The following is a 24,983-nucleotide window of genomic DNA, read 5'->3' as shown; positions in this document are numbered from 1 at the left end:
CCCCCTTCAGTCAGGAATTGAGGTAGCCGTTGGCGGCCAGAAAGCTTTCGGTAATCGTGCCACCAGCGCTCGGCTCTGCGGCCTTGTCGCCTAACAGCAGGCGCTCCAGATAACGCGCCAGCAAGTCGACCTCCAGATTCACCCGACGACCCGGCTTGTAGGAAGCCATGATGGTTTCGCTCAGGGTGTGCGGAATGATCGTGAGCATGAACTCGGCGCCATCGACTGCGTTCACGGTCAGGCTGGTGCCGTCGACGGTGATCGAGCCTTTATGGGCGATGTACTTGGCCAGGTCTTTCGGTGCGCGGATGCGAAATTCCACGGCGCGGGCATTATCGGCGCGCGAGACGATTTCGCCGACACCGTCGACGTGACCGCTGACCAGGTGACCACCCAGACGAGTGGTTGGGGTCAGGGCTTTTTCCAGATTGACCGGGCTGCCGCTTTTCAGGTCATTCATGGCGGTGCAGTCCAGCGTTTCGCGGCTGACGTCGGCGGCAAAGCCGTTGCCCGGCAGCTCGACAGCCGTCAGGCAGACGCCGTTGACCGCGATGCTGTCGCCGAGTTTGACATCGCTCAGGTCGAGCTTGCCGGTTTCAACATGCACCCGTACATCGCCGCCCTTTGGGGTCATTGCACGGATGCTGCCGATGGATTCGATGATGCCGGTAAACATGGGGTTCTCCTTGAGAACGAAGCCAGCGCTAACGCGATGGCCGGGAATTATACGCTCGCCGTAAGGACAGGGACGGCAGTGACTCGCCAGTCATCGCCCACCGCACGAATTTCAGTGATTTTCAGCTCCGGCGCATCCTTCATATAGGCCAGCGGCCAGTCCAGCAATGGACGCGCCGTGGAGCCAAGGAACTTGCCGGCGATAAAGATCACGAACTCATCGACCAGACCGAGTTGGGCAAACGCCCCCGCCAGACGCGGACCGGCCTCGACCAGCACCTCGTTTACGTCACGGTTGGCCAACTCGACTAGCAGTTGATGCAGGTCGACCTGACCGTCATCACCCGGCACGATCAAACATTCCGGGCCGTTGGCGTATTGCTCTTCGACGGCCATGCAGGTCGCGACCAACGCCGGGCCAGCCTTGAAGAAAGGTGCATCAAGCGGCACCCGCAGACGCCCGTCGATCAAAACCCGCAGCGGCGGACGGCTCATGGCCAATGCGGTTTGCTCGGCATCCAGACCCAGTTCGTCGGCGCGAACCGTCAAGCGCGCGCCATCGGCCAGCACGGTATCGGCGCCGGTCAGCACCACGGCCGCCTGAGCGCGCAAACGCTGCACCGCCGAACGCGCAGCCGGGCCGGTGATCCACTGACTCTCGCCGCTTTCCATCGCCGTGCGACCGTCCAGACTCATGGCCAACTTGACCCGCACAAACGGCAAGCCGTGTTCCATGCGCTTCAGAAATCCGTGATTGAGCTTGCGCGCTTCAGCTTCCAGCACGCCGCTATCAGTCGCAATGCCGGCATCGGCCAGACGCTGCAAACCACGCCCGGCCACTTGCGGATTCGGATCACGCATTGCCGCAACCACTCGGCCGACACCGGCAATGACCAGCGCATCGGCGCACGGCGGCGTGCGCCCATGGTGGCTGCAAGGCTCGAGGGTGACGTATGCCGTAGCGCCGCGGGCCAGTTGACCGGCGGCGCGCAAGGCGTGGACTTCGGCGTGAGGTTCGCCGGCGCGCTCGTGCCAGCCTTCGCCGACAATCTGCCCGTCCTTCACGATCACGCAGCCAACCCGAGGATTGGGGTGCGTGGTGTAGTGACCTTTGCGGGCCAGTTCCAGCGCGCGCGCCATGAAGTGGGCGTCGAGGATGGCCTGCTCGGCGACGGTGGTCATTCTTTCACCGGTTCGCGGGCGAGGCGGTCGATTTCTTCGCGGAACTCGTTGAGGTCCTGGAAGCGCTTGTACACCGAAGCGAAACGGATGTAGGCGACTTCATCAAGCTTTTGCAGCTCGGCCATGACCAGTTCGCCGACCACGAGGGATTTGACCTCGCGCTCGCCGGTGGCGCGCAGCTTGTGCTTGATGTGGACCAGAGAGGATTCGAGGCGCTCGACGCTCACCGGACGTTTCTCCAGAGCGCGTTGCATGCCCGCGCGCAGTTTTTCTTCGTCGAACGGTTGGCGGCTGCCATCGGTTTTGATCAGGCGCGGCAACACCAGTTCGGCCGTCTCGAATGTCGTGAAACGTTCGCCGCAGGCCAGGCATTCACGCCGGCGGCGCACCTGTTCGCCCTCGGCGACCAGACGCGAGTCGATGACCTTGGTGTCGTTGGCACCGCAGAAGGGACAGTGCATGGTGGCTGGCAACAAAAAAAGGGAGGGCCATGGTAGCGCATCCCGGTGGCAAGACAAGACATAGGGTTTGCGGTATACAGACGGGCATGATCGTTTGATCCATGGATTTCATTTTGCCGGAGCTGCCAATGCCTTTACGTCCGCTCGTTTTGCTCAGTCTTTTCAGCCTGCTGGTGGCCTGTGGCAGCGATGCGCCCAAGCCTCAGCCGCCGACACCAGGCCCGGCGCCGCAGCAGGCGCAGAAAAAAGCCAATCAGGCCGCTGCCCTCGGCCCGCTGCCCGCCCATCAACGCGAATTGAGCGGCACCCTGCAAGGTGTGCCGGCCGGTGCCGAAGTCGAACTGGCGCTGCTGGTGATCGACGAGAAGGATCGCCCGCAACAATTGCTCGCCAGTTCAAGCCTGATCGGCAACAACCAGATTCTGCCGTTTCACGTGCGCTTCAACCCCGAGGCCTTTCCGGCGGGCGCGCGGGTTGAGTTGCGCGGCCGTGCGAGTCAGTCCGGCCAACTGATCCTGCATCTGCCATCGCAGACCATCACCCAGCCGACCACACAGGCGTTGGGCCAGCTGCAATTCGTCAAAGCACCATGAATGCACCGCTCGACCTGCAACAGGCATTGGGGGAATTGCTCGGCGACGCCAGACTCAAGGCTTGCGCGTTGCCGGGCACCGATTTACAGCTCTGGCTGATCGACGGCGACAACATGGCGCGCGAATTCAGCCAGGAAGAAACCCAGCGCATACTGCATGAGCCGCCGTACTGGAGCTTTTGCTGGGCCAGCGGTCTGGCGGTAGCGCGCTATCTGGCTGAGTTTCCCGAATGGGTGCGCGGCAAACGCGTGCTGGATTTCGGCGCCGGTTCCGGCATCGCCGGGATTGCGGCGGTGAAGGCCGGCGCGCTGGAAGTGGTGGCCTGTGATCTCGATCCGCTGGCGATTGCTGCCTGTCGGGCGAATGCCGAACTCAATGATGTGCAGATGAGTTATTCGAAGGACTTCTTTGCCGAGGCGGATCGCTTTGATCTGATTCTGGTCGCGGATGTGTTGTACGACCGGGCGAATCTGCCGTTGCTGGATGCGTTTCTCAGCCGTGGCCGCGAGGCATTGGTGGCGGATTCGCGGGTCCGGGATTTTCGCCATCCTTTGTATGAACGCATAGAGATGCTTGAGGCGATGACTTTACCGGATCTGGCGGAGCCGGAAGAATTTCGGCATGTCAGCCTTTACCATGCGCGACGTGATTGATAACGCCAAAAGATCGCAGCCTGCGGCAGCTCCTACAGTGGTCGGGTCCACCGCCAATATTGCGGATGAACGATAAACCTGTAGGAGCTGCCGCAGGCTGCGATCTTTTGCTTCACCCCTTATAGTGCGTTCATTGACGCTTAAAAGAGATCCCCTATGAGTCAGCAAACGCCGTACATCTTCGACGCCACGACTGCCGATTTCGACCAGTCGGTGATCGAGGCTTCTTTCAACAAACCGGTGCTGGTGGATTTCTGGGCCGAGTGGTGTGCGCCATGCAAGGCGTTGATGCCGATGCTGCAAGGCATTGCCGAGAGCTATCAGGGCGAGCTGCTGCTGGCCAAGGTCAATTGCGATATCGAGCAAGACATCGTCGCCCGTTTCGGCATTCGCAGCCTGCCGACCGTGGTGCTGTTCAAGGACGGTCAACCGGTGGACGGTTTTGCCGGCGCGCAACCGGAATCCGCCGTGCGTGCGTTGCTCGAACCGCATGTGCAAATGCCGCCGCCAGCCGCAGCCGATCCGTTCGAACAGGCTCAGGCGCTGTTCGATGACGGTCGCTACGCAGATGCCGAAGCGGCGTTGGTGGTGATGCTTAATGAGGACAACACCAACGCCAAGGCGCTGATTCTCTACGCACGCTGCCTGACTGAACGTGGTGAACTGGACGAAGCGCAAACGGTGCTCGACGCGGTCAAGAGCGATGAACACAAAGCCGCGCTGGCCGGGGCCAAGGCGCAGATCAAATTCCTCGGCCTCGCCCGCGATCTGCCGGACGCCGCCGACCTGAAAGCACGTTTGGCGAAAGATCCGCAGGACGACGAAGCGGTGTATCAACTGGCGATCCAGCAACTGGCGCGTCAGCAATATGAAGCGGCGCTGGATGCCTTGCTCAAGTTGTTTATCCGCAATCGCGGCTATGCCGAGGGCTTGCCGCACAAGACGTTGTTGCAGGTGTTCGAGTTGTTGGGCAACGAGCACCCGTTGGTGACTGTTTACCGTCGCAAGATGTTTGCTGCGCTTTATTAAGATCAAAAGATCGCAGCGTGCCGCAGCTCCTACAGGGGATCGTGGACCACCCGTTTTGCGGATGTACGCAGATCGTGGGCGCCACCCGTTTTGCGGCTGAATACGGGAGGCGATTGCCATCCGTTTTGCGGCTGAATACGGGGCGCGGTGGCCACACCGTTTTGCGTATGAACACGGGGCGCGGGCGCCACACCTTTTTGCGGGTGAATGCTGAACCTGTAGGAGCTGCCGCAGGCTGCGATCTTTTGCTTTTGCGCTCTACTCGATCCAGCTGTAAAGCGGCGTATCCCCGCCGCTCATCACCTTCACATCCGCACTGTGCCGCAGTCGCACCAGCAGGCGCTTGCCTGACACCGCGCTGCCGGTCAGCCCTTCGAGCTGTTCCAGCAGATCCGGCCCGCTGAGTTGCCCGGCCTTGCGCAACAGGTCCTTGGCCACCTGCCACAACGCATCGTCCTGGTTCATCGGTTTCGCCGCTGGCGTTATCGCAACCCCTTCAGGTTGAGCAGTCGGTGCCTGCGCATTCAGGGCCGAACCGAGCCTGGCCCAATCACTGTCATCCAGTTCCACCGTCAAATCCACCGGCAAGTCACCGACGGTTCCGCGTATCCGCAACATTGAGTTCGCTCCCGCACATTTCTGACCTGCATGCTCCCATGGGACTTGTGTAACGCCAAGCGCACGGGCAAACTCTGCGCACTTTCGTTATAAGATCACATAACAAACTTTTCATTTTACTGTTCGGAGACCGCCATGCGTCGTCTGTTGCTCGCTTTGCCGTTTGCCCTGTTGCCGCTGGCCGTTGCCCATGCTGCCGATGAGCATGACCACGACCATGAACACGGCAGCCTCGGCGCGCATGAACATGGCGTTGGCCGTCTCAACGCTGCACTGGATGGCCAGACGCTGGAACTTGAGCTGGAAAGCCCGGCGATGAATCTGGTGGGCTTCGAACACGCCGCCACCACGGATGCCGACAAGGCCAAGGTTGCCGCTGCCCGTGCGCAACTTGAAAAGCCATTGGCCCTGTTCAACCTGCCCGCCGCTGCCGGTTGCAAAGTGGTCAGCCAGGAACTGGAAAGCCCGTTGTTCGGTGACAAGCCCGACGCAGATGATCACGACGAAGATGGAGCCGGCAAGGACGGTCACGAGCATCACCACGACCACAGCGAAATTCACGCGCACTATCAGTTCAGCTGCGCGACTCCGGGCGCATTGAAGACGCTGGATCTGGCGACTATCTTCAGCACCTTCCCGGCGACTCAGAAAATTCAGGTACAACTGATCAGCGCAAGCGGCCAGCAAGGTACGGAAGTGACAGCGAAGGCTGCCTCGCTGAAATTCTGAATCCAGTGAAATACCCCTTTAGGAGCTGCCGAAGGCTGCGATCTTTTGATCCTGGTTTACAAAAATCAAAAGATCGCAGCCTTCGGCAGCTCCTACAGGGTTTGTGTTCAACTCTTGAAATTGGTGTCATGACCCAAGCACTCATCGAACTGTCCGACCTGGGCTTCAGTTGGCCTGGTCACCCACTGCTGCTGGAAATCCCGGCGTTTCGGCTGGAAGCGGGTGAAACCCTGTTCCTCAAAGGCCCCAGCGGCAGCGGCAAGACGACCCTGCTCGGCTTGCTGGGCGGCGTGCAGAAACCCGATCGAGGCAGCATTCGTCTGCTGGGCCAGGAGCTGACCGAACTCTCTGCCGGTGCGCGCGACACTTTCCGCGTGGACCACACCGGTTACATCTTCCAGCAGTTCAACCTGCTGCCGTTTCTCTCGGTGCGCGAGAACGTCGAGTTGCCCTGCCACTTCTCGAAATTGCGCGCTGAACGGGCGAAACAGCGTCACGGCAGTGTCGATCAAGCCGCCGCCACCCTGCTCGCGCACTTGGGCCTGAAGGACGAAAGCATCCTCAGCCGTCGCGCCGACTCGCTGTCCATCGGTCAGCAACAACGTGTCGCCGCTGCCCGTGCGTTGATCGGTCAGCCAGAACTGGTGATCGCCGACGAACCGACCTCGGCGCTGGACTACGACGCCCGAGAAAACTTCATTCGCCTGTTGTTCGCCGAATGCCGCGAGGCCGGTTCCAGCCTGCTGTTCGTCAGCCACGACCAGAGTCTGGCGCCGCTGTTCGACCGTCATCTGTCACTGGCCGAGCTCAATCGCGCCGCCACGTATGCCGAGGTCTGAGATGTATCTGTTTCGTCTGGCCATGGCCAGCCTGGCCAACCGCCGCTTCACCGCGTTGCTCACTGCATTCGCCATTGCCCTGTCGGTCTGCCTGCTGCTCGCCGTCGAGCGTGTGCGCACCGAAGCCAAAGCCAGTTTCGCCAGCACCATCAGCGGCACCGACCTGATTGTTGGCGCTCGTTCCGGTTCGGTGAATCTGCTGCTGTACTCGGTGTTTCGCATCGGCAACGCCACCAATAACATCCGCTGGGACAGCTTTGAACACTTTGCCAACAACCCGAAAGTGAAGTGGGCGATCCCGATGTCCCTAGGCGACTCCCATCGCGGCTACCGCGTGATGGGCACCACCGAAGCCTATTTCGAGCATTACCAATATGGCCGCCAGCAGCATCTGGCGCTGGCCGACGGTCGCGCCTTTGCTACCGATCCATTCGAAGTGGTGCTCGGCGCCGAAGTGGCCGAGGCGCTGCATTACAAACTCGGCGACAAACTGGTGCTGGCTCATGGCGTGGCCGCGATCAGCCTGGTCAAACACGACGACAAACCGTTCACCGTGGTCGGCGTTCTCAAGCGCACCGGCACGCCGGTAGATCGCACGCTGCACATCAGCCTTGGCGGCATGGAGGCGATTCACATCGACTGGCACAACGGCGTGCCGGCCCGTGGTAATGGGCGGATCAGTGCGGATCAGGCGCGAAACATGGACCTGACGCCGCAAGCGATCACCGCGTTCATGCTGGGCCTCAACAGCAAGATTTCCACCTTCGCCCTGCAACGCGAGATCAATGAATTCCGTGGTGAGCCGATGCTGGCGATCCTGCCGGGCGTGGCCTTGCAGGAACTGTGGAGCCTGATGAGCACCGCCGAAAAAGCGCTGTTTGTGGTCTCGCTGTTCGTGGTGCTGACCGGGTTGATTGGCATGCTTACGGCGATTCTGACCAGCCTCAACGAGCGGCGCCGCGAGATGGCGATTCTGCGCTCGGTGGGTGCGCGGCCGTGGCACATCGCGAGTCTGCTGGTGCTGGAAGCGTTCGCTCTGGCGTTGATCGGAGTGATCGCCGGGCTGGCGTTGTTGTACATCGGCATTGCGGCTGCGCAGGGTTACGTGCAGGCCAATTACGGTTTGTTCCTGCCGCTGGCGTGGCCGAGCGAGTATGAATGGACGCTGCTCGGTGGCATTCTGGCGGCCGCGCTGCTGATGGGCAGCGTGCCGGCCTGGCGCGCCTATCGCCAATCTTTGGCCGATGGCCTGTCGATCCGTTTATGAGGATGTTCACCATGCCCCGCGCACTGCTCGCGCTGTTATTGCTGGTCGTCCTGCCCGTGTGGGCAGCCGCGCCAAAAGACCTGACCTGGTCGGAAATGATCCCGCCGGACGCCGCGCCGGAAGTGCCGAACATGACGCCTCTGCACGACCTGTCGAAAATGAGCGATGCGTTGTCGGCTGAATCGGCGCCGGCCGCCAAACAGGACTTGCCGAATGCGCCGGTGGTGCAGAGCCTCGACGGCCAGAACATTCGCCTGCCGGGCTATATCGTGCCGCTGGAAGTCAATGAAGAGGGGCGCACCACGGACTTCTTGCTGGTGCCGTATTTCGGCGCCTGCATCCACGTGCCGCCGCCACCGTCGAACCAGATCGTGCATGTGAAAAGCGAACTCGGGGTGAAGCTCGATGAGCTTTATCAGCCTTACTGGATCGAGGGGCCGATGCAGGTCAAGGCGTCCAGCAGTGAGCTGGCGGATGCCGGGTATCAGATGGAGGCGGACAAGATTTACGTGTATGAGCTGCCGGAGTAAACCCCGGCACTTTCAAGATCAAAAGATCGCAGCCTTCGGCAGCTCCTACAAGGGATAGCATTTCAACTGTAGGAGCTGCCGAAGGCTGCGATCTTTTGGCGCCATCACTGTTTCATTGAGCTGAATCAAAAGACCGTATCAGTTGGCTTCATACAATAGGACATCAGAAAATTTCAACGTCCTTTTGGAGCCCCCATGAACAAGTCCTTGCTCAGCGCTTCGCTGGTTGCCCTCGCGCTCGCAGCCCCGCTCGCCCACGCCCACGAAGCCGGCGACATCCTGATCCGTGCCGGTGCAATCACCGTCAACCCGAAGGCCGACAGCTCCAGCGTCAAGGTCGATCAGGGTCCGTTGAGCGGCGCCAATCTGGGCGGCAAGGCGACCATGAGCAGCGACACTCAACTGGGTCTGAACTTCGCTTACATGCTCACCAGCCACGTCGGTATCGAATTGCTCGCTGCCACGCCGTTTGAACATGACGTGAAGCTCAAGGGCACTGCCCTGCCAGCGGCCAACGGCAAACTCGGCACGCTGAAACACCTGCCACCGACCCTCAGCGTCGTTTACTACCCGCTGGATTCGAAGTCGGCTTTCCAACCTTATGTTGGTGGCGGCATCAACTACACCTGGATCTACGACGAACACGTCGGCAGCGAAGCCAGCGCCAACGGCTTCAGCAACTTCAAGGCGAAAAACTCCTGGGGTCTGGCGTGGCAGGTCGGTGCGGATTACATGATCACCGACAACATCATGCTCAACGCCCAAGTGCGTTACATCGATATCGATACCCGCGCGACCGTTGAAAACAACGCTGTTGCACCGGGCACTCGCGCACGGGTGAATGTGGATGTGGATCCGTTCATCTACATGGTCGGTTTGGGCTATAAGTTCTAAGCCGGATTTACAGAATGTTCACGTGGTGGTGAATGAGGCTTGGTGGTGAGCAGGTTGAAACTGAAGGCGACTGATGTGCAGTCGATCGGGGAATAAGATTCCCTTGCCACAGGGATTGAGACAAATCCCGGCCGTGAAAAAGGCGCCTGTTGAAGGGCGCCTTTTTCATGTCTGACAGATTTGTGCAGTGAGTTGAATCGAACCCCCTCACCCCAGCCCTCTCCCCCAAGGGGGCGAGGGGGAAAGGGAGCCGATCTTGGTACTGTTCAAGACCTGAGTTCGACTCGGACTTTCACTTCGGCGTAACTCGACCATCCACCTCGGTCAGTCCCTTCTCCCTCCGGGAGAGGGTTAGGGTGAGGGGCCTTTCAGGCGAGTCCCAACAACCGCGCCAGACCAACATTCATCGGCGTTTGCGGTGGCATTTCGAATCGCTCGAGCAACCGTCGATTGTTCGCCCGCGAATGGCGGATGTCGCCCGAGCGAGCCGGGCCGTAGCTGATCGGCGGCAACTCTCCGACAACCTTTTGCAACTCTGCGAGCATCTGCTTGAGGCTCATCGCCTGATTCCAGCCGACGTTCACTGCGCCGGTTTCGACAACAGGCTTTTCGATTGCCTGCACCAGAATGTCGACCAGATCCTCGACATAGAGGAAGTCGCGCGTCTGCTCGCCATCGCCGAACACGGTGATCGGCAAGCCGCTCTGCGCGCGTTCGCTGAAGATGCTGATGACCCCCGAGTACGGCGAGGACGGATCCTGGCGGGGGCCGAAGATATTGAAGAAGCGGAAAATCGCCGGCTCAAGACCATGCTGGCGGCGGTAGAAATCGAAGTAGTGCTCGCCGGCCAGTTTGTCCGACGCGTAGGGCGTCAGCGGGGCTTTTGGCGTGTCTTCATCAATCGATTCGCCCTCGCCGTTGTTGCCATACACCGCTGCGCTGGAGGCGTATAAAACACGCTTGACCCCGGCCAGACGCATGGCTTCGCAGACATTCAAGGTGCCGATGAAATTGCTCTGGTGAGTCTTCACCGGGTCATCCACCGACGCTTGCACCGAGGCCACAGCCGCCAGGTGGGCGACCGCGCTGCAGCCCTGCATCGCCTGGGCAACCAGCGCCGCATCGGCGACATCGCCAACAATCAGTTCCACCCGAGGGTTGTCCAGCGGCAGGTTGCTGCGTTTGCCGGTCGACAGGTCGTCCAGTATCCGCACCGAATGCCCCTTGGCGAGCAAGGTGTCAGTCAGGTGCGAGCCAATGAACCCGGCGCCGCCGGTGATTAAAACAGTGCCTTCAGCCATGGCGATAAAACCTATCCAGTAAGCCCGGAAGCGCGGCACGCCAGGCGCGCGGCTTGATCCCGAAAGTGTGCAGAATTTTCTTGCAGGCGAGCACCGCGTGTTGCGGTTCCTCGGCAGCGTCCGGCCGTGCGGCGTGAGCCTGGGCGGTCGGTGCTTCGATGGCCAGCGCGTGGAGACTGCGGGCCTCGGTCAGAATCGCCTGACCCAGCGCCAGCGGTGTGGTCGCCTCATGCCCGGCGTAGTGATAAGTGCCCCACAGCGGTGCCGCGCAATCGAGTTGCTTGAGCACCGAGATGATCACCCGTGCGGCGTCGTCGACCGGCGTCGGATTGCCTCGGCGATCATCGGCCATGAGCAATTCTTCCGGCAGTTCGGCGCGGGCAAGGAAACGCCCAAGGGTGCCTTGCGCGCTGTCATCGAGCAGCCAGCCGAATCGCAGCAACACATGCTGTGGGCAGGTGGCGCGAACGCTTTGCTCGATCCGCCACAACGCCTGACCGCGCAGGCCCAAGGGCACCGGCTCATCTTTTTCGCTGTACGCGGTAGCACGCGAGCCGTCGAACACCCGATAACTGGACGGTTGCACGAGGACGATATTGTGGTGCTGGCACAGTTCGGCCAGACGCTCGATGGCGCGTTCCTGCCCGGCCATGCGGCTTTCGCTGACCGTTTCGGCCTGGAACCAGTCGAAATAGTAGGCGAGGTTGATCAACGCATCCGGACGAGTGTCGTCGAGCAGTTGCGTCAGGCTCGCGGCATCCCAGCCGTCTTCTGGCGGGCGGGGGGCGAGGAAACCGATGTCTTCTTCCGCACCGAGGCGAATCAGCGCCTGCCCAAGGGCATTTCCGCCGCCCAGTAACATAAGGCGCATTCGCATAGAGTCAGCAGGCCCAGTCTGATTGGAACGATGGCTTTGGCGACGATGCTTGCAGCAGCGTCGTCGATAATTGCCGGAATCGTTGCATTTTGCGGGTTTAGTGCGCAACCGTCACCCGTTAAGTGTAGATCCCCGGGATTTGTACCAACGCAACTGGCCCTATCGCTGGCAAGCCAGCTCCCACAGGTTGCGCGGTGTCTGCAAATTCTGTGGGATAGCTCAGAGTTTGTGTTGAAGCAACAACGGGTTGGAGGTGTTCACAAATCATGTGGGAGCTGGCTTGCCAGCGATGAGGCCCCGATTGCCAGCCGAGATACCCGGCGGTACTTGCATCTTCCCGCCCTCGCCCGCATAACTTAAGCCATGAATCTGCCCATCCCCACGGACGCGGCCCTGGCAGGCTTTCACCCCGCCGTCAGCGCCTGGTTCAGGAACACTTTTGCGACGGTCACCGCCGCTCAGGTCCGCGCATGGCCGTTGATCCGGCAGCGCCGCTCAACATTGATTGCCGCACCCACGGGTTCAGGGAAAACCCTCACCGCGTTCCTCGCCGTGCTCGACGACCTTGTCCACCGAGGCCTGGAAAACCCCGCCGGCCTGCCTGACGAAACCCTGGTGGTCTACGTCTCGCCGCTGAAGGCGCTGTCCAACGATATCCGCATCAACCTGCAAAATCCGCTCGCCGGGATTACCGAACAGTTACGACAGATGGGCTTGCCGCAGCTGGAAATCACCACCGCCGTGCGCACCGGCGACACCCCGCAAAAAGAACGCGCGGCCATGCGCAAGACCGCGCCGCACATTCTGGTGACCACCCCGGAATCGCTTTACGTGCTGCTGGGCTCAGAGTCGGGACGCAAAATGCTCGGCACCACGCGCACCGTGATCATCGACGAAATCCACGCCATGGCCGCCGGTAAACGCGGCAGTCACCTGGCCCTGAGCCTGGAACGCCTGCAAGCGCTGTGCGCTGAACCGCTGACCCGCATCGGCCTGTCCGCCACGCAGAAACCGGTGGAAGCCGTGGCGCAGTTTCTCGTCGGCCATGATCGAACCTGCGACATCATCGATATCGGCCATGCGCGCCCACGGGATCTGGGCATCGAGGTGCCGTCGGTGCCGTTGTCCGCCGTCATGGCCAACGACGTTTGGGAATTGGTTTACGACCGCCTCGCCGAACTGGCCCGCGAGCACCGCACCACGCTGATTTTCGTCAACACCCGCCGCCTCGCCGAGCGCCTTAGCCGCCACCTCAGCGAACGCTTGGGCAAACACGCAGTGGCCGCGCATCACGGCAGCCTCGCCAAGGAATTTCGCGTCGATGCCGAACAGCGGCTCAAGCGCGGTGAGCTACAAGTGCTGATTGCCACCGCATCGCTGGAGTTGGGGATTGATATCGGTGAAGTCGATCTGGTCTGCCAGATTGCCTCGCCCCGCTCCATCGCCGGGTTTCTGCAACGAGTGGGACGTTCCGGCCACCAGGTCGGCGGCACGCCTAAAGGGCGATTGTTCGCCACCACCCGTGACGATCTGATCGAGTGCGCCGCGCTGCTCGACTGCGTACGCCGTGGCGAACTCGACACGCTGCACATCCCCGAAGCACCGCTGGACGTGCTGGCCCAGCAGATCATCGCCGAAGTCAGTTGCCGGGAATGGTCAGAAGACGCGTTGCTGGCGATGTTTCGCCAGGCCTCGCCCTATCGAAATCTCGACCAAAACCACTATCAGGCCCTGCTGACAATGCTCGCCGAAGGCTATAACGGCCGTCAGGGCATTCGCAGCGCCTACCTGCACCGCGACGCAGTCAGCCGCACCTTGCGTGGCCGGCGTGGCGCACGACTGGCGGCGGTGACCAGCGGCGGGACCATTCCGGACAACGCCGATTACAGCGTGATGCTCGAACCGCAAGGCCTGAACATCGGCAGCGTCAACGAAGACTTCGCCGTGGAAAGCATTGCCGGTGATGTCTTTCAGCTCGGCAACACCTCCTATCGCATCCTGCGGGTGGAAACCGGCAAAGTCCGCGTCGAGGATGCGCAAGGACAGCCACCGAGCATTCCGTTCTGGCTTGGCGAAGCACCGGGGCGCAGCGACGAATTGTCGGCCGCCGTGGCGCGTCTGCAAGCGACGCTCGACGAGTTGCTCGGCGCCAGCCTCGGCAATCTGCAACCTGCGCTCGACTGGCTCACGCAGACCCTTGGCCTGAACGTCGCCAGCGCCGAACAACTGGTCGAATATCTGGCCCGTGCACGACAGACGCTCGGCGCCCTGCCTTCGCAAGACACGTTGCTGATGGAGCGGTTTTTCGACGAGTCAGGTGGCACGCAACTGATCATCCATTCGCCGTTCGGCAGCCGCATCAATCGCGCCTGGGGCCTGGCCCTGCGCAAGCGTTTCTGCCGCACCTTCAACTTCGAATTGCAAGCTGCGGCCAGTGAGGACGCAATCGTGCTGTCGCTGTCGACCAGCCACAGTTTCGAACTCGATGATGTCTGGCGTTACCTGCACAGCAACAGCGCCGAACACCTGCTGATTCAAGCGGTACTCGACGCACCGCTGTTCGGCGTGCGCTGGCGCTGGAATGCCGGGGTGGCGCTGGCGTTGCCGCGTTTTACTGGCGGTCGCAAAGTCGCGCCGCAGTTGCAGCGCATGAAGAGTGAAGACCTGATCGCCAGCGTGTTTCCCGATCAGATCGCCTGCCTGGAAAACCTCGCTGGCGAACGGGTAATCCCCGCGCATCCGCTGGTGGAACAGACCCTCGACGATTGTCTGCACGAGGCGATGGACTGTGAAGGCTGGCTCACCCTGCTGCGGCGCATGGAGGCTGGCGAGGTGCGCTTGATCAGCCGCGATCTGCCTGCACCGTCACCGCTGGCGGCGGAAATCCTGAGTGCCCGGCCGTATGCCTTTCTCGACGATGCACCGCTGGAGGAACGCCGCACTCAAGCGGTGATCAACCGTCGCTGGAGCGATCCGCAATCGACTGACGACCTCGGTGCGCTGGACGCCGACGCAATCAATGCTGTGCGCGAAGAAGCCTGGCCGACACCGGGCAACCTTGATGAAATGCATGAGGCGCTGATGAGCCTGGCGTGTATCAGCGATCTGGAAGTTGAGGCCAACCCACAGTGGCGCGAATGGCTGGATGCACTGACCAGCAGCGGTCGCGCCTGTTTCCTGAAGATCAACCCACAACGTTCGTTGTGGCTGGCGCGGGAACGACTGACGTGCCTGCTGGCGCTTTATCCACAAGCCACGCTGCAACCGCAGCAGCAAGCCCTGCCCGGTTTCGATGAAGCCTGGACTTTCGATGAAGCGCTGGTCGAGGTCATTCGTGCGCGGCTCGGTGCATTCGGCCCGCTGCCGTTAAGCGCCATCGCCGAACCTTTGGCGCTCGCCGGCGCGCAAGTCGCACAGGCTCTCGCTCATCTTGAGCGCGAAGGTTATGTGCTGCGCGGCCAGTTCACGCCGGGCGTGGCAGTTGAAGAATGGTGCGAGCGGCATCTGCTGGCGCGCATCCACCGTTACACGGTCAAGCGCCTGCGCCGGGAAATCGAACCCGTGGCGTTGCAGGACTTCATGCGTTTCCTGTTCGACTGGCAGCATTTGTCGCCCAGCACTCAGGGCCAGGGCAACGCCGTACTGCCGGCAATTGTCGGCCAGTTCGAAGGTTATGCGGCCGCCGCATCGGCGTGGGACAGCGACATCCTGCCGACGCGCCTGAAGGACTATTCACCGAGCTGGCTGGATGACCTGTGTCGCAACGGCAAACTGGTGTGGACACGTCTCAGCGCCCGGCAGAAAGTCAGCGGTACGGCGTTGCGCAGCACACCGGTCGTGCTGCTGCCGCGCAGTCAGGTCGGTTTGTGGAGCGGGCTCGCCGAGCAGACGCCGGTTAGTGAACTGTCGGCAAAAACGCAGAAAGTGTTCGAAGCCTTGAGTCAGCACGGCGCGTTGTTTTTCGACGAGTTGATTCACGAAGCGCATCTGCTGCGCACCGAGCTGGAAATCGCCTTGCAGGAACTGGTCGGCGCCGGTCTGGTGAACGCCGACAGCTTCGCCGGCCTGCGTGCGTTGATCACCCCGGCGAGCAAGCGCCAGCAACGCAGCAGTCGGCGCGGGCGCGGAGCGTTTATCGGCGGCATGGACGACGCCGGGCGTTGGGCATTGTTGCGGCGCGGGCCGGTTGTGGATAACCCGAGCGTCCCCGCCGAAACACTCGAACACGTCGCCATGACCTTGCTACGGCGCTACGGCGTGGTGTTCTGGCGTTTGCTTGAACGTGAGGCCGACTGGTTGCCGAGCTGGCGCGAATTGCTGCGCACGTTTCATCGACTGGAGGCGCGCGGCGAGATTCGTGGGGGCCGCTTTGTCAGTGGCCTGGCGGGGGAGCAATTTGCTTTGCCAGAGGCGATTCCGCTGTTACGCGAAGTGCGACGGCGGCCGCATGACGGCAGCTTGATTACGGTGTGCGGAGTTGACCCGCTGAATCTGGCCGGGACTTTGTTGCCAGGGGCGAAAGTGCCGGCGCTGGCGAGTAATCGGCTGGTGTATCGGGATGGTTTGCCAGCGGGGGCCGTGATCGCCGGCAAGCAGCAGGTCTGGATTGAGCTTGATCAGGAACACATGATTGAGCTCCAGCGCGAGCTGATCCGGCATTGATGTCGCCGAGTCTGGCCTCATCGCGGGCAAGCCCGCTCCCCCAGGTTTGCGGGTGATGCCTTGATAGCCGTCACACCATAAACCACTGTGGGAGCGGGCTTGCCCGCGATGAGGCGAGCAATCCCAAGGCGAAACTGCTGTCAGGTCCGAGAAGGCTGCGGCAACACCACTGGCGAATTCTCAGGCGGCGCCTCCTGCACGACCTCCCCTTGCCGCTGCGGCAACAAAACCTGCTGTGGATAAGTCTGTGCAAAATGCACCGACGGGGTGTTATCCACAAGCTTCTTCAAACGCTGATTGAACGCCCTGCTCACCGCATATTGCCCACCCGACACGGTGCGGAATTGCGCCGTGAGCACCACGCCGTTGAGATCCATCTTGTCCACGCCAAACACATCCAGCGGCCCTTGCAGGTTGTATTTGAGGAACGGGTCTTCGCGAATCGAATCGCCGGTCTCGCGAATCAACTCGATGGCTTTTTCGACATCCGTGTCATAGGTGAACTGCACCGAGAAGAACGCGAAGGCGAACTGCCGTGATTGATTGGTCACAGCCTTGATTTGCCCGAACGGCACCGAGTGCACAAAACCCTTGCCGTCGCGCAGGCGCAACGTGCGGATGGTCAGCCCTTCAACCGTACCGGCATGCCCAGAGTCGAGCACCACCCAGTCGCCGATCGACAGCGTGTCTTCGATGATGATGAACAACCCGGTAATCACGTCCTGCACCAACTGCTGCGAGCCGAAACCGATAGCCAGACCGACTACCCCGGCACCGGCCAGCAACGGTGCAACGTTAATCCCCAGATTGGCCATGGTGGTGATCGCGCAAATCACCACGAGGATGATTTTGATCGCATTACGCAGCAGCGGCAGGATGGTTTTTACCCGAGTACTGGGCTGGCGCGCCCCGCGCTTGCTGACCGGCGGTTTCAGCGCTTCTTGAATCGCCGTGTCGAGCACCACCCACAGCAGCCACGTCACCAGGAAGATCAGGCCAATGCTGCTCAAGGCATTGCTGATCGCCCGGCCGACCGTGCTGCTCTGCGCGAAATCGAGTAGCGACACGCCCCAGATCCGCCCGAGGATATCGATGAAGGCAATGGCGATGACGATCCGCAGCAAGGCATGCAAAAGGCTGAGGAAACGCTCTTTGTAAGCACTGCTACGCTTGATCGTCTCGGCCTTCCGCGACTTGAACAGGTGCTGCAGGACGGTGCTCAAAAACACCGTGCCGATCAGCAGCACCGTGGTGAACAACGCGCAGCGCAGGGCCTTTTGATTGTCCTCGCCGATGCCGATCAGATTGACCGCCGACACCAACACCATCAGCACAATCGGCCAATACCACAACCCGGAAAAAATCCTCAGCGACTCCTGCAATGACGGCTGTTTCAGACGCTGGCTCAGTGACCGATTGCGGATCAGATGCGCCACCGGGCGGCGCAGGCGAATCACCAATAAACCGAAGATGATCGAAGCCATCAACCCGGTGAACACCGCAACACTGCTGGTGATGTTGCCGCCCAGCTGCCGGGCGATTTGCGGACTGGTCAACGCATCACTCAGCGCGGCAAGAAAGCCGATCAGGAACAGCGGTCGCGGGCAGTAATCGCGGATGATTTTTGCCGCCGGGCGTTTGTGCCCGACATTGAACATCACCACCACGCACAACAGCATTGATGTGGAAAAGATGCCGCTGCTGGTCGCATACGCAAAACACAGCGCCAATGCTCGGCCGACAGATGCTTGCAGGAAATGGCTGACGTACAGCGTCAGCGGCAGGCAGATCAGCGCCGGCAGTGTGTACGGCAACAAATAGCCGAGCAAATCCTGGCAGCGCTGGCGGGTGCGAAACCAGCGCCCTTCGCGCAGACGCTTGGCCAACAGGCTGCCGAGTACGGTCAACAGGGCGAATGTGCCGAGCCACACCCCGGACAACATCAGGAAGTCCCCGGCGACACTCCAGCCAGAGCGGTTCGAGGGGTGATTGACCAGCTTGTCGACCTCATTCGCGGCGCGGTCGGCGCGCAGGCGCCAGGCATCCACCAGATTTTCGTTGAGGTCGAGTTTGTCTTGTACGTCGTCGATGCTCGTACTGATGGCACCGAGCAACCCGCCCTGCACAATCGGTTCGGGCTTGGCCGGCTCTTCAGTGGCGGCCGGCAACCCCGGCAGTGTCGCGGCTTCGAGCTCGCTGGCACCGAGAAACAACAATGCTCCCAGCAGAATGGCGATCCTGAACTTGATCAAAACTCCGATCTCCCGTTGGCTGAACCTGTAAGGAACTGATCGGTGAAAGGAGGACAAGTTCGGTTTTGGCCTGAATAACTCACTGAGCCCAGTGCAATCCCCATCAATGCTTCTTTTGAAATCCACCTTTCCCCCGTGGCGAGGGGATTTATCCCCGATGGGCTGCGAAGCGACCCCAAACCTGGATCGCCAAGCCCCCTGTCAGACCGAGTTGCACGGTTTACGACTGCTGCCCAGCCGATCGGGGATAAATCCCCTCGCCACAAAAGCGCTCTACCGTCCGTAACACCGCCGAAACTTTCCCGAACTGCCCGCAGTCATCAACAGACAGAGGCAACACGAGGACTTTCGACGGGAGGGCGGCATGGCAACGATTCACATTGGTATTTCAGGCTGGCGCTACGCCCCGTGGCGCGGGGATTTCTACCCCGATGGACTGGCGCAGAAACGCGAATTGCAGTTCGCCTCGCGAGCGGTCAACAGCATCGAGATCAATGGATCGTTCTACGCCCTGCAACGGCCCGAACGCTATGCCCAGTGGTACGCCGAAACGCCCGACGACTTCGTCTTCAGTGTCAAGGCGCCGCGGTTCATCACCCACATCCGTCGCTTGCACGAAATAGAAAAGCCTTTGGCGAATTTCTTCGCGTCAGGTGTGCTGGAGCTCAAGGAAAAACTGGGGCCGATTCTTTGGCAGTTCCCACCGAACTTCAAATTCGACGCCGAACGTTTCGAGCATTTTCTCGCACTATTACCCCACGACACCGAAGCCGCTGCCGCCCTCGCCCGTCAGCACGACTCGCACCTGCATGGCCACGCCAGCATGAAAGCCTGGCGCAAAAAGCCGTTGCGCCATGCCGTGGAAATTCGTCATGAAAGCTTCGTCGATGTCGACTTCGTGCGCCTGTTGAAGCGCCACAACATCGCACTGGTGATTGCCGACACCGGCGGTAAATGGCCATATCGCGAAGACGTGACCAGTGACTTCGTCTACCTGCGTCTGCACGGTGCCGAAGAACTCTACGCCAGCGGTTACACCGCGCCGGCACGCAAGCGTTGGGCGGATCGGATCGACGCCTGGCATCACGGAAAACAACCGGCAGACGCCCATCTGATCGCCCCGCGCCTGAAACCCCGAGTACGCAAATCACGCGAAGTGTTCTGCTATTTCGACAACGACATCAAAGTCCGCGCGCCCTACGATGCGCGCGACTTGCTGCAGCGTTTCGACCTCGACCACGATTTGGCCACCACGCCCGGCGAACCGGCTGGCGAAGGAGTGCTGGCATGAGCATTTCAGAACCGGTCGGGTTCACCGACGAAGGTGCCGAGGTCGAGTCATCCGTGCGCAGCTTCACCGTGCTGACGGTCAACACCCACAAGGGCTTCACCGCACTCAACCGGCGTTTCATCCTGCCGGAGTTGCGTGAAGCAGTGCGCAGCGTCGCTGCCGACGTGGTGTTCCTGCAAGAAGTGCACGGCACTCACGAGCACCACCCCAAACGCTATTCCAATTGGCCGACGATGCCGCAATACGAATTCCTCGCCGACAGCCTCTGGCCGCAGTTCGCCTACGGACGCAACGCGGTGTACCCGGATGGCGATCACGGTAATGCCGTGCTGTCGAAATTCCAGATCATCCGCCACGACAATCTCGACGTTTCAATAAGCGGTCACGAAAACCGTGGCTTGCTGCATTGCGTGCTGCGCATGCCCGGCGACGGCAAAGAGGTGCATGCAATCTGCGTGCATCTGGGCCTGCGCGAGAGCCATCGCAATGAGCAACTGGGTTTACTGATGCAACGCCTCGCCGAACTGCCGGACGACGCTCCGGTGATCGTTGCCGGCGACTTCAATGACTGGCGCCAGCGTGCTGATGCATTGCTCAAACCCTGCGGCCTGCGTGAAGTGTTCGCCGAGCATCACGGCAAACCGGCGCGCAGTTTTCCGGCGCGTTTGCCGACACTGCGTCTAGACCGCATCTATGTGCGCAACCTCAAGGCCAGCCAGCCAAAAGTGCTGGCGAACCGGCCTTGGTCACACCTTTCAGACCACGCACCGTTATCGGTGGAGATCGAACTATGAGCAGCGCACCGATGGAGAAATCCGCTGTGGAACCGATAAGCATCAACCCGCCTGTGCGCCAACCGGGGCAAGTCGATGTCGAGTACCACTGGCAGGGCGGCAACCGCGTGGAACTGCTGGAAAACGGCGAGGAGTATTTTCCTCGAGTGTTCGCCGCGATGCGGGCGGCGAAGAGTGAAATCCTGCTGGAGACGTTCATCGTCTTTGAAGACAAGGTCGGCGCCGAACTTCAGGAGATTCTGATCGACGCTGCCAAGCGCGGTGTGCGCACCACCGTCAGCCTCGACGGCTTCGGTTGCGGCGAATTAACCACCGCCTATCTCACGGCGCTCAGCGATGCCGGCGTGCATCTGCAGATCTTCGACCCGGCCCCCAAACACTTGGGCGTTCGCACCAATTGGTTCCGCCGTATGCACCGCAAGATCGTGGTGGTCGACGGCTTGGTCGCGTTCATCGGCGGGATCAATTTTTCCGGCGATCACCTGGCCGATTTCGGCCCTGAAGCCAAGCAGGATTACTCGGTGGAAGTTCAGGGCCCGGCGGTGGCCGACATCCATCATTTCGCCCTGCTGCAAAGCGGTCGCCCCGGCCGGGCGAGGTTCTGGTGGCAACGCCGCCGCCAGCGCCGTGCTGAAATGGCCTTCACCGAACACGACGGCCAGGTGCGCCTGGTGTTTCGCGATAACGACCAGCACAGCACCGATATCGAAGATGTGTATATGCAGGTGCTGCGCCGCGCCAAACATCGCGTGGTCATCGCCAACGCCTACTTTTTCCCCGGCTATCGCTTGCTGCGCGAGATGCGTAATGCGGCGCGGCGCGGGGTTGATGTCCGGCTGATTCTTCAAGGCCAGCCAGACATGCTGGTGGCCAAACTTGCGGCGCGAATGACCTATGACTATCTGCTCAAGGCCGGCGTGCAAATTCACGAATATTGCGAGCGCCCGCTGCACGGCAAAGTCGCGCTGGTAGACGAAGAATGGAGCACCGTCGGTTCGAGCAATCTCGACCCGCTGAGCCTGTCGCTGAACCTGGAAGCGAACGTGTTGATACGCGACCGCGCGTTCAATCAAATGCTGTTCGAGCGTCTCGAAGACCTCAGCCAAAACCACTGCAAAGCCATGGATGCTGCCAAGTCGCCGCGCGGACGCATCTGGCACATGACCGTGGGCTTTCTGGTATTCCACTTCCTGCGGCACTTTCCGGCCATGGCCGGCTGGTTACCCGCGCACAAACCCCGGCTCAAGCCATTTCGAGGTGATCGCTCATGAGCCATTCCGACGCGCCATCCGCCAGCCATTCGGCGCCGGCAACCCACTCGCGCTGGAGCAAGTGGAAACGTCCGCTGACTATATTGTTCTTTCTCGCGCTGATCGTGCTTTTGACGATGTTCGCCACACGCATCGAATGGGCCGAGGTGCTGCAAACCCTCGCCGACTTCAAGGTGCGCACGCTGATCATCGCCGCCAGCATCACGCTGGTGAGCTTCCTTACGTACGCCAGTTTCGACCTGATCGGCCGCACTTACATACGCCAGGACCTGACCTGGAAACAGATTCTGCCGGTGGGCATCATCAGCTACGCGTTCAACCTCAACCTGAGCGCCTGGGTTGGCGGGATCGCCATGCGTTATCGCCTGTATTCACGGCTCGGCGTGAGCAAAAGCAATATCGCCAAGATTCTCGGCCTGAGCCTGGCGACCAATTGGTTCGGCTACATGACCATCGCCGGCGTGGTGTTCAGCAGCGGGTTGGTGAGCATGCCGCCGGGCTGGAAAATCAGCAGCACGGCGTTGCAGGGCATTGGAGTGCTGTTGCTGTTGATCAGCGCCGGATACCTCGCGGCGTGCCAGTTTTCCAAGCGCCGCGAGTGGTCGATTCGCGGTGTGGAAATCAACTTGCCTTCGCTGCGCATGGCCGTGCTGCAACTGCTGCTCGGCGCGTTGAACTGGTCGCTGATGGCCGCCGTGATCTTCACACTGCTGCCGAGCAAACTGGATTATCCGTTAGTGCTTGGCGTGCTGTTGATCAGTGCGATTGCCGGGGTCATCACGCACATTCCGGCGGGGCTTGGAGTACTGGAAGCCGTGTTCGTGGCGCTGCTGCAACACGAGGCCTCGCGAGGCAGTCTGGTGGCGGGGTTGCTGGCGTATCGAGCGATTTACTTCCTGTTGCCGCTGCTGATTACCCTGGTGATGTACCTGGTTGTGGAGGCGAAGGCCAAGTCATTGCGAATCGAGAAAGCACCCAGGCATTGAAAGCCAAATCAAAAGATCGCAGCCTTCGGCAGCTCCTACATCAGGAATACGTTTCCACTGTAGGAGCTGCCGGAGGCTGCGATCTTTTGATCTTCAAGACTGGATAATGCTCAACCGCTCGCCCACAACCATCTCGGTAATCCAGTCCACCAGAATCGACGTGTACGCCTGCTGGGACACCGGCTCACTCAGTGCATGATCCGCCCCGTCAATGATGCGGTGCGTCAGCGAATGCGTCTGCTGACAAGCGGCGCGATAACTCATGATCGTTGCGTGCGGCACGAAATCGTCGGTTTCCGATTCAACCAGCAACACATCACCGGTGAATTGCGAACACGCATGCAGCGCACGGTTGTTGTCAGCGCGTACCAGTGCGCCGCGATAATCGCGCAGGTCAGCCTTGTCCAGATCACGTTTTGGCGTGTGCCACTGCTCATCGCGGTACAGCGCCGGCACCCGTAGCGCCAACCAGCGCACCGGGCGCAATGAGGTAAGGATCGACGCAAGGTAGCCGCCGTAACTGGTGCCAACCACGGCGATGGCCGATGTGTCGAGCGCCGGGTGGGAGAGCAAGCGGTCGTAGGCCGCCAGCAGATCGCGCAGATTGTCTTCGCGGGTAACCCGACTCAGCGAAATTCCGCTGCCGCCAGTGTGGCCGCGCAAGTCGAAGGTCAGACAGACGCAGCCGAGGCCGGCGATCCCTTTCGCCCTTTCAAGATCACGCTCCTGGCTGCCGCCCCAACCGTGGACAAACAACACCCCCGGCACCTTCGATTTGGGACTGAGAAACGTCCCGCTCATCTGTTCATCATCAATGTCGATTTGAATGCTTTCGCTTCTAGCCGTCATAAGATTTGACCGTTACGTATTTGAGGAGAAATTCGCTGTTCTCAGCCGGGCCGCGATACACCTCGATGGCGTCCGCCGGCAGCGACTGATCGATATAGGTTTCCACTGAAGATACGCGGATTGCGCGCATTGCGGGGTCGTTGACGAAACTTTGCAGTGCCGCCAGTTCAGCGCTGCTGGCGCCGCCCATGCGCCAGGACTGTTCGAGTACACCGCTGCGGGTTTTGCCGTTGCTGTCCAGCCCTTGGGCGATGTCGTAGTTGCGGCGCGAGGCGTAAAAGCGCGGATAGGCCTCATCGGCGGCGCTGTCGAATACTTGCGCCTGCTCGATGGCCAAACGCACGTCATCGGGCAACTCCAGCGCCAGCAAATCGTCATAACCGCCCTGCACCACCAGTAGATTCGAGCCGCCGTAGACGTCTTCGCCATGAGCATCTTTGGTCAAGTATTGATCACCGCAGTAACTCAGCACTCTGTCACCGATGAAAGACTGGCCGACGCTGTGGGTGATGACCTCGCTCAGGTCCTGCTCCAGCACTACGCCTTCGCTGAACAGCTCGTGCGCTTCAGGTCGGGCGAGAATTTCGTCGAAGGCGTCGAGGCTTTTGATGACTTCCTGGCCGCGACCGGCGCAAGCGTGAATCGGCTTCAGACGGATCGGCCCGCTGTACAACAGATGCTCGGCAGCAGGCCGCGCATCTTCGAAGGCGAACACGCTGAGACCGTCGAGCACCACGCTGCGCACGCGTTCAGAAAACAGTGGCGACCAGCCTTGCGGCGCGTGGGCCAGATGACTGCGCAGGCCATGGCTGATGGCTTTGGTGCAGATGAAGTCGTATTCGACATAGCCGCCCCACAAATCATCGGGGCCTTTTACCCCTAGTTCCTGGGCGTTGGCGGCGCCGACGAGGGTTTGCGTCGGCAACAGATACAGGTCACCGCCGCGATGTTTCGCGGGGTCATAAGTGCCGCCGAATTTGAACCCGAGAATCTGCGCCAGCCAGCGCGCCAGGGCCTTGTTGGTTTCCACCTCGTGCTGCGGCGCATCGGCGCGGACTGAGTGGGCAACCACGGTTTTTTTGCGGGGTTTCGGTGTCATGCATCCCCCTTCAGGCGGTCCGATGAATGTAGACAGGACAGGTGCAGAGATCAGGCCAACGGCAAAAGCATGGAAATCCTCGAAGAATCAACGATCTGCTAAAACCGTGATGGCACTGCGATCGTTTCAAT

Annotated in this window: 22 protein-coding genes; 13 read left to right on the top strand and 9 right to left on the bottom strand. The window is 60.8% G+C overall.

Annotation, left to right across the window (positions count from 1 at the left end):
- Positions 1–10 precede the first annotated feature (10 nt).
- The 3 genes from ICA15_RS23955 to nrdR are packed head-to-tail and all read right to left on the bottom strand — an operon-like array spanning position 11 to position 2,318.
- Positions 11–676 carry a riboflavin synthase gene (locus ICA15_RS23955; protein ID WP_150595199.1) on the bottom strand — a complete coding sequence of 222 codons (666 nt, stop codon included), beginning with the start codon at positions 674–676 and terminating at the stop codon, positions 11–13.
- 47 nt (positions 677–723) lie between these two features.
- The gene (gene ribD / locus ICA15_RS23950) at positions 724–1,857 is read right to left on the bottom strand and encodes a bifunctional diaminohydroxyphosphoribosylaminopyrimidine deaminase/5-amino-6-(5-phosphoribosylamino)uracil reductase RibD (RefSeq protein WP_210554829.1); all 1,134 of its coding nucleotides are present in this window, start codon (positions 1,855–1,857) and stop codon (positions 724–726) included.
- Positions 1,854–2,318, bottom strand: coding sequence for a transcriptional regulator NrdR (nrdR, locus tag ICA15_RS23945; RefSeq protein WP_007910946.1), 465 nt, complete (start codon positions 2,316–2,318; stop codon positions 1,854–1,856). The genes ribD and nrdR overlap by 4 nt, the downstream gene beginning before the upstream one ends.
- A 128-nt stretch (positions 2,319–2,446) precedes the next feature.
- Here nrdR and ICA15_RS23940 point away from each other — a divergent pair, with 128 nt between their 5' ends.
- From ICA15_RS23940 to trxA, 3 genes are all read left to right on the top strand, one after another.
- Positions 2,447–2,911 (top strand): YbaY family lipoprotein, encoded by a 465-nt coding sequence (locus tag ICA15_RS23940; RefSeq protein WP_150602079.1) that lies wholly within the window; start codon positions 2,447–2,449, stop codon positions 2,909–2,911.
- Entirely contained in the window at positions 2,908–3,564 is a 657-nt protein-coding gene (locus ICA15_RS23935; RefSeq protein ID WP_150602078.1) for a class I SAM-dependent methyltransferase, read from the top strand. Before ICA15_RS23940 ends, ICA15_RS23935 begins: the two co-directional genes overlap by 4 nt.
- A gap of 156 nt (positions 3,565–3,720) precedes the next feature.
- Positions 3,721–4,593, top strand: coding sequence for a thioredoxin (trxA, locus tag ICA15_RS23930; RefSeq protein WP_210554828.1), 873 nt, complete (start codon positions 3,721–3,723; stop codon positions 4,591–4,593).
- A 258-nt stretch (positions 4,594–4,851) separates the two neighbouring features.
- Here the strand turns inward: trxA and ICA15_RS23925 are convergent, their stop codons facing one another.
- On the bottom strand, positions 4,852–5,211 hold the full coding sequence (locus ICA15_RS23925; protein ID WP_210554827.1) for a hypothetical protein: 360 nt from the start codon (positions 5,209–5,211) through the stop codon (positions 4,852–4,854).
- Between the two features lie 135 nt (positions 5,212–5,346).
- Between ICA15_RS23925 and ICA15_RS23920 the strand changes: the two genes are divergently transcribed.
- From ICA15_RS23920 to ICA15_RS23900, 5 genes are all read left to right on the top strand, one after another.
- The gene (locus ICA15_RS23920; RefSeq protein ID WP_210554826.1) at positions 5,347–5,940 is read left to right on the top strand and encodes a DUF2796 domain-containing protein; all 594 of its coding nucleotides are present in this window, start codon (positions 5,347–5,349) and stop codon (positions 5,938–5,940) included.
- A gap of 128 nt (positions 5,941–6,068) precedes the next feature.
- Positions 6,069–6,779: an ABC transporter ATP-binding protein gene (locus ICA15_RS23915; RefSeq protein WP_210554825.1), complete on the top strand. Its 711-nt coding sequence runs from the start codon at positions 6,069–6,071 to the stop codon at positions 6,777–6,779.
- 1 nt (position 6,780) lies between these two features.
- Positions 6,781–8,046 (top strand): ABC transporter permease, encoded by a 1,266-nt coding sequence (locus tag ICA15_RS23910; protein WP_210554824.1) that lies wholly within the window; start codon positions 6,781–6,783, stop codon positions 8,044–8,046.
- Positions 8,047–8,057: 11 nt separating this feature from the next.
- Complete coding sequence (locus ICA15_RS23905) at positions 8,058–8,576, top strand: DUF3299 domain-containing protein (protein WP_210554823.1); 519 nt, start codon at positions 8,058–8,060, stop codon at positions 8,574–8,576.
- A gap of 195 nt (positions 8,577–8,771) precedes the next feature.
- Positions 8,772–9,470: an OmpW/AlkL family protein gene (locus ICA15_RS23900; protein ID WP_150595190.1), complete on the top strand. Its 699-nt coding sequence runs from the start codon at positions 8,772–8,774 to the stop codon at positions 9,468–9,470.
- A 368-nt stretch (positions 9,471–9,838) separates the two neighbouring features.
- Here ICA15_RS23900 and ICA15_RS23895 read toward each other — a convergent pair whose 3' ends face one another.
- Together ICA15_RS23895 and ICA15_RS23890 are read right to left on the bottom strand one after the other, a co-directional pair.
- A complete protein-coding gene (locus ICA15_RS23895; protein WP_210554822.1) occupies positions 9,839–10,771 on the bottom strand; it encodes an NAD-dependent epimerase/dehydratase family protein in 933 nt (310 codons plus the stop codon).
- Positions 10,764–11,648, bottom strand: a complete 885-nt coding sequence (locus ICA15_RS23890; RefSeq protein WP_042561311.1) for a sugar nucleotide-binding protein — start codon at positions 11,646–11,648, stop codon at positions 10,764–10,766. Before ICA15_RS23890 ends, ICA15_RS23895 begins: the two co-directional genes overlap by 8 nt.
- Positions 11,649–12,011: 363 nt before the next feature.
- On the opposite strand from ICA15_RS23890, the gene ICA15_RS23885 reads away from it, so the two are divergent.
- On the top strand, positions 12,012–16,310 hold the full coding sequence (locus ICA15_RS23885; RefSeq protein ID WP_210554821.1) for a DEAD/DEAH box helicase: 4,299 nt from the start codon (positions 12,012–12,014) through the stop codon (positions 16,308–16,310).
- A 140-nt stretch (positions 16,311–16,450) separates the two neighbouring features.
- Here ICA15_RS23885 and ICA15_RS23880 read toward each other — a convergent pair whose 3' ends face one another.
- The gene (locus tag ICA15_RS23880) at positions 16,451–18,562 is read right to left on the bottom strand and encodes a mechanosensitive ion channel family protein (protein WP_210554820.1); all 2,112 of its coding nucleotides are present in this window, start codon (positions 18,560–18,562) and stop codon (positions 16,451–16,453) included.
- A gap of 364 nt (positions 18,563–18,926) precedes the next feature.
- On the opposite strand from ICA15_RS23880, the gene ICA15_RS23875 reads away from it, so the two are divergent.
- From ICA15_RS23875 to ICA15_RS23860, 4 genes are read left to right on the top strand one after another with little or no spacing between them, the layout of a single operon-like run.
- On the top strand, positions 18,927–19,853 hold the full coding sequence (locus tag ICA15_RS23875; protein ID WP_210554819.1) for a DUF72 domain-containing protein: 927 nt from the start codon (positions 18,927–18,929) through the stop codon (positions 19,851–19,853).
- Positions 19,850–20,647: an endonuclease/exonuclease/phosphatase family protein gene (locus ICA15_RS23870; protein ID WP_150595185.1), complete on the top strand. Its 798-nt coding sequence runs from the start codon at positions 19,850–19,852 to the stop codon at positions 20,645–20,647. The genes ICA15_RS23875 and ICA15_RS23870 overlap by 4 nt, the downstream gene beginning before the upstream one ends.
- Complete coding sequence (gene clsB / locus ICA15_RS23865; protein WP_210554818.1) at positions 20,644–21,918, top strand: cardiolipin synthase ClsB; 1,275 nt, start codon at positions 20,644–20,646, stop codon at positions 21,916–21,918. The genes ICA15_RS23870 and clsB overlap by 4 nt, the downstream gene beginning before the upstream one ends.
- Positions 21,915–22,904 carry a lysylphosphatidylglycerol synthase domain-containing protein gene (locus ICA15_RS23860; protein ID WP_150602067.1) on the top strand — a complete coding sequence of 330 codons (990 nt, stop codon included), beginning with the start codon at positions 21,915–21,917 and terminating at the stop codon, positions 22,902–22,904. Before clsB ends, ICA15_RS23860 begins: the two co-directional genes overlap by 4 nt.
- A gap of 93 nt (positions 22,905–22,997) precedes the next feature.
- Here the strand turns inward: ICA15_RS23860 and ICA15_RS23855 are convergent, their stop codons facing one another.
- Positions 22,998–23,753, bottom strand: a complete 756-nt coding sequence (locus ICA15_RS23855; RefSeq protein WP_150602066.1) for an alpha/beta hydrolase family protein — start codon at positions 23,751–23,753, stop codon at positions 22,998–23,000.
- The gene (locus ICA15_RS23850; RefSeq protein WP_210554817.1) at positions 23,743–24,852 is read right to left on the bottom strand and encodes a DUF3182 family protein; all 1,110 of its coding nucleotides are present in this window, start codon (positions 24,850–24,852) and stop codon (positions 23,743–23,745) included. Before ICA15_RS23850 ends, ICA15_RS23855 begins: the two co-directional genes overlap by 11 nt.
- Between the last annotated feature and the right edge of the window lie 131 nt (positions 24,853–24,983).

It is taken from the genome of Pseudomonas sp. P116, from assembly GCF_020149425.1.
In the GTDB taxonomy this organism is placed as follows: Bacteria; Pseudomonadota; Gammaproteobacteria; order Pseudomonadales; family Pseudomonadaceae; genus Aquipseudomonas; species Aquipseudomonas anatoliensis.
This window is presented reverse-complemented; position numbering and strand designations above follow the sequence as displayed.

Coding starts and splice junctions, on each gene's coding strand:
- ICA15_RS23955 (WP_150595199.1), bottom strand. CDS start 676: ATGTTTACCGGCATCATCGAATCCATCGGCAGCATCCGTGCAATGACC.
- ICA15_RS23900 (WP_150595190.1), top strand. CDS start 8,772: ATGAACAAGTCCTTGCTCAGCGCTTCGCTGGTTGCCCTCGCGCTCGCA.
- trxA (WP_210554828.1), top strand. CDS start 3,721: ATGAGTCAGCAAACGCCGTACATCTTCGACGCCACGACTGCCGATTTC.
- ICA15_RS23875 (WP_210554819.1), top strand. CDS start 18,927: ATGGCAACGATTCACATTGGTATTTCAGGCTGGCGCTACGCCCCGTGG.
- ICA15_RS23860 (WP_150602067.1), top strand. CDS start 21,915: ATGAGCCATTCCGACGCGCCATCCGCCAGCCATTCGGCGCCGGCAACC.
- ICA15_RS23885 (WP_210554821.1), top strand. CDS start 12,012: ATGAATCTGCCCATCCCCACGGACGCGGCCCTGGCAGGCTTTCACCCC.
- ICA15_RS23905 (WP_210554823.1), top strand. CDS start 8,058: ATGCCCCGCGCACTGCTCGCGCTGTTATTGCTGGTCGTCCTGCCCGTG.
- ICA15_RS23935 (WP_150602078.1), top strand. CDS start 2,908: ATGAATGCACCGCTCGACCTGCAACAGGCATTGGGGGAATTGCTCGGC.
- ICA15_RS23925 (WP_210554827.1), bottom strand. CDS start 5,211: ATGTTGCGGATACGCGGAACCGTCGGTGACTTGCCGGTGGATTTGACG.
- ICA15_RS23870 (WP_150595185.1), top strand. CDS start 19,850: ATGAGCATTTCAGAACCGGTCGGGTTCACCGACGAAGGTGCCGAGGTC.
- ICA15_RS23910 (WP_210554824.1), top strand. CDS start 6,781: ATGTATCTGTTTCGTCTGGCCATGGCCAGCCTGGCCAACCGCCGCTTC.
- nrdR (WP_007910946.1), bottom strand. CDS start 2,318: ATGCACTGTCCCTTCTGCGGTGCCAACGACACCAAGGTCATCGACTCG.
- clsB (WP_210554818.1), top strand. CDS start 20,644: ATGAGCAGCGCACCGATGGAGAAATCCGCTGTGGAACCGATAAGCATC.
- ICA15_RS23890 (WP_042561311.1), bottom strand. CDS start 11,648: ATGCGAATGCGCCTTATGTTACTGGGCGGCGGAAATGCCCTTGGGCAG.
- ICA15_RS23920 (WP_210554826.1), top strand. CDS start 5,347: ATGCGTCGTCTGTTGCTCGCTTTGCCGTTTGCCCTGTTGCCGCTGGCC.
- ICA15_RS23895 (WP_210554822.1), bottom strand. CDS start 10,771: ATGGCTGAAGGCACTGTTTTAATCACCGGCGGCGCCGGGTTCATTGGC.
- ICA15_RS23850 (WP_210554817.1), bottom strand. CDS start 24,852: ATGACACCGAAACCCCGCAAAAAAACCGTGGTTGCCCACTCAGTCCGC.
- ICA15_RS23940 (WP_150602079.1), top strand. CDS start 2,447: ATGCCTTTACGTCCGCTCGTTTTGCTCAGTCTTTTCAGCCTGCTGGTG.
- ICA15_RS23855 (WP_150602066.1), bottom strand. CDS start 23,753: ATGACGGCTAGAAGCGAAAGCATTCAAATCGACATTGATGATGAACAG.
- ribD (WP_210554829.1), bottom strand. CDS start 1,857: ATGACCACCGTCGCCGAGCAGGCCATCCTCGACGCCCACTTCATGGCG.
- ICA15_RS23915 (WP_210554825.1), top strand. CDS start 6,069: ATGACCCAAGCACTCATCGAACTGTCCGACCTGGGCTTCAGTTGGCCT.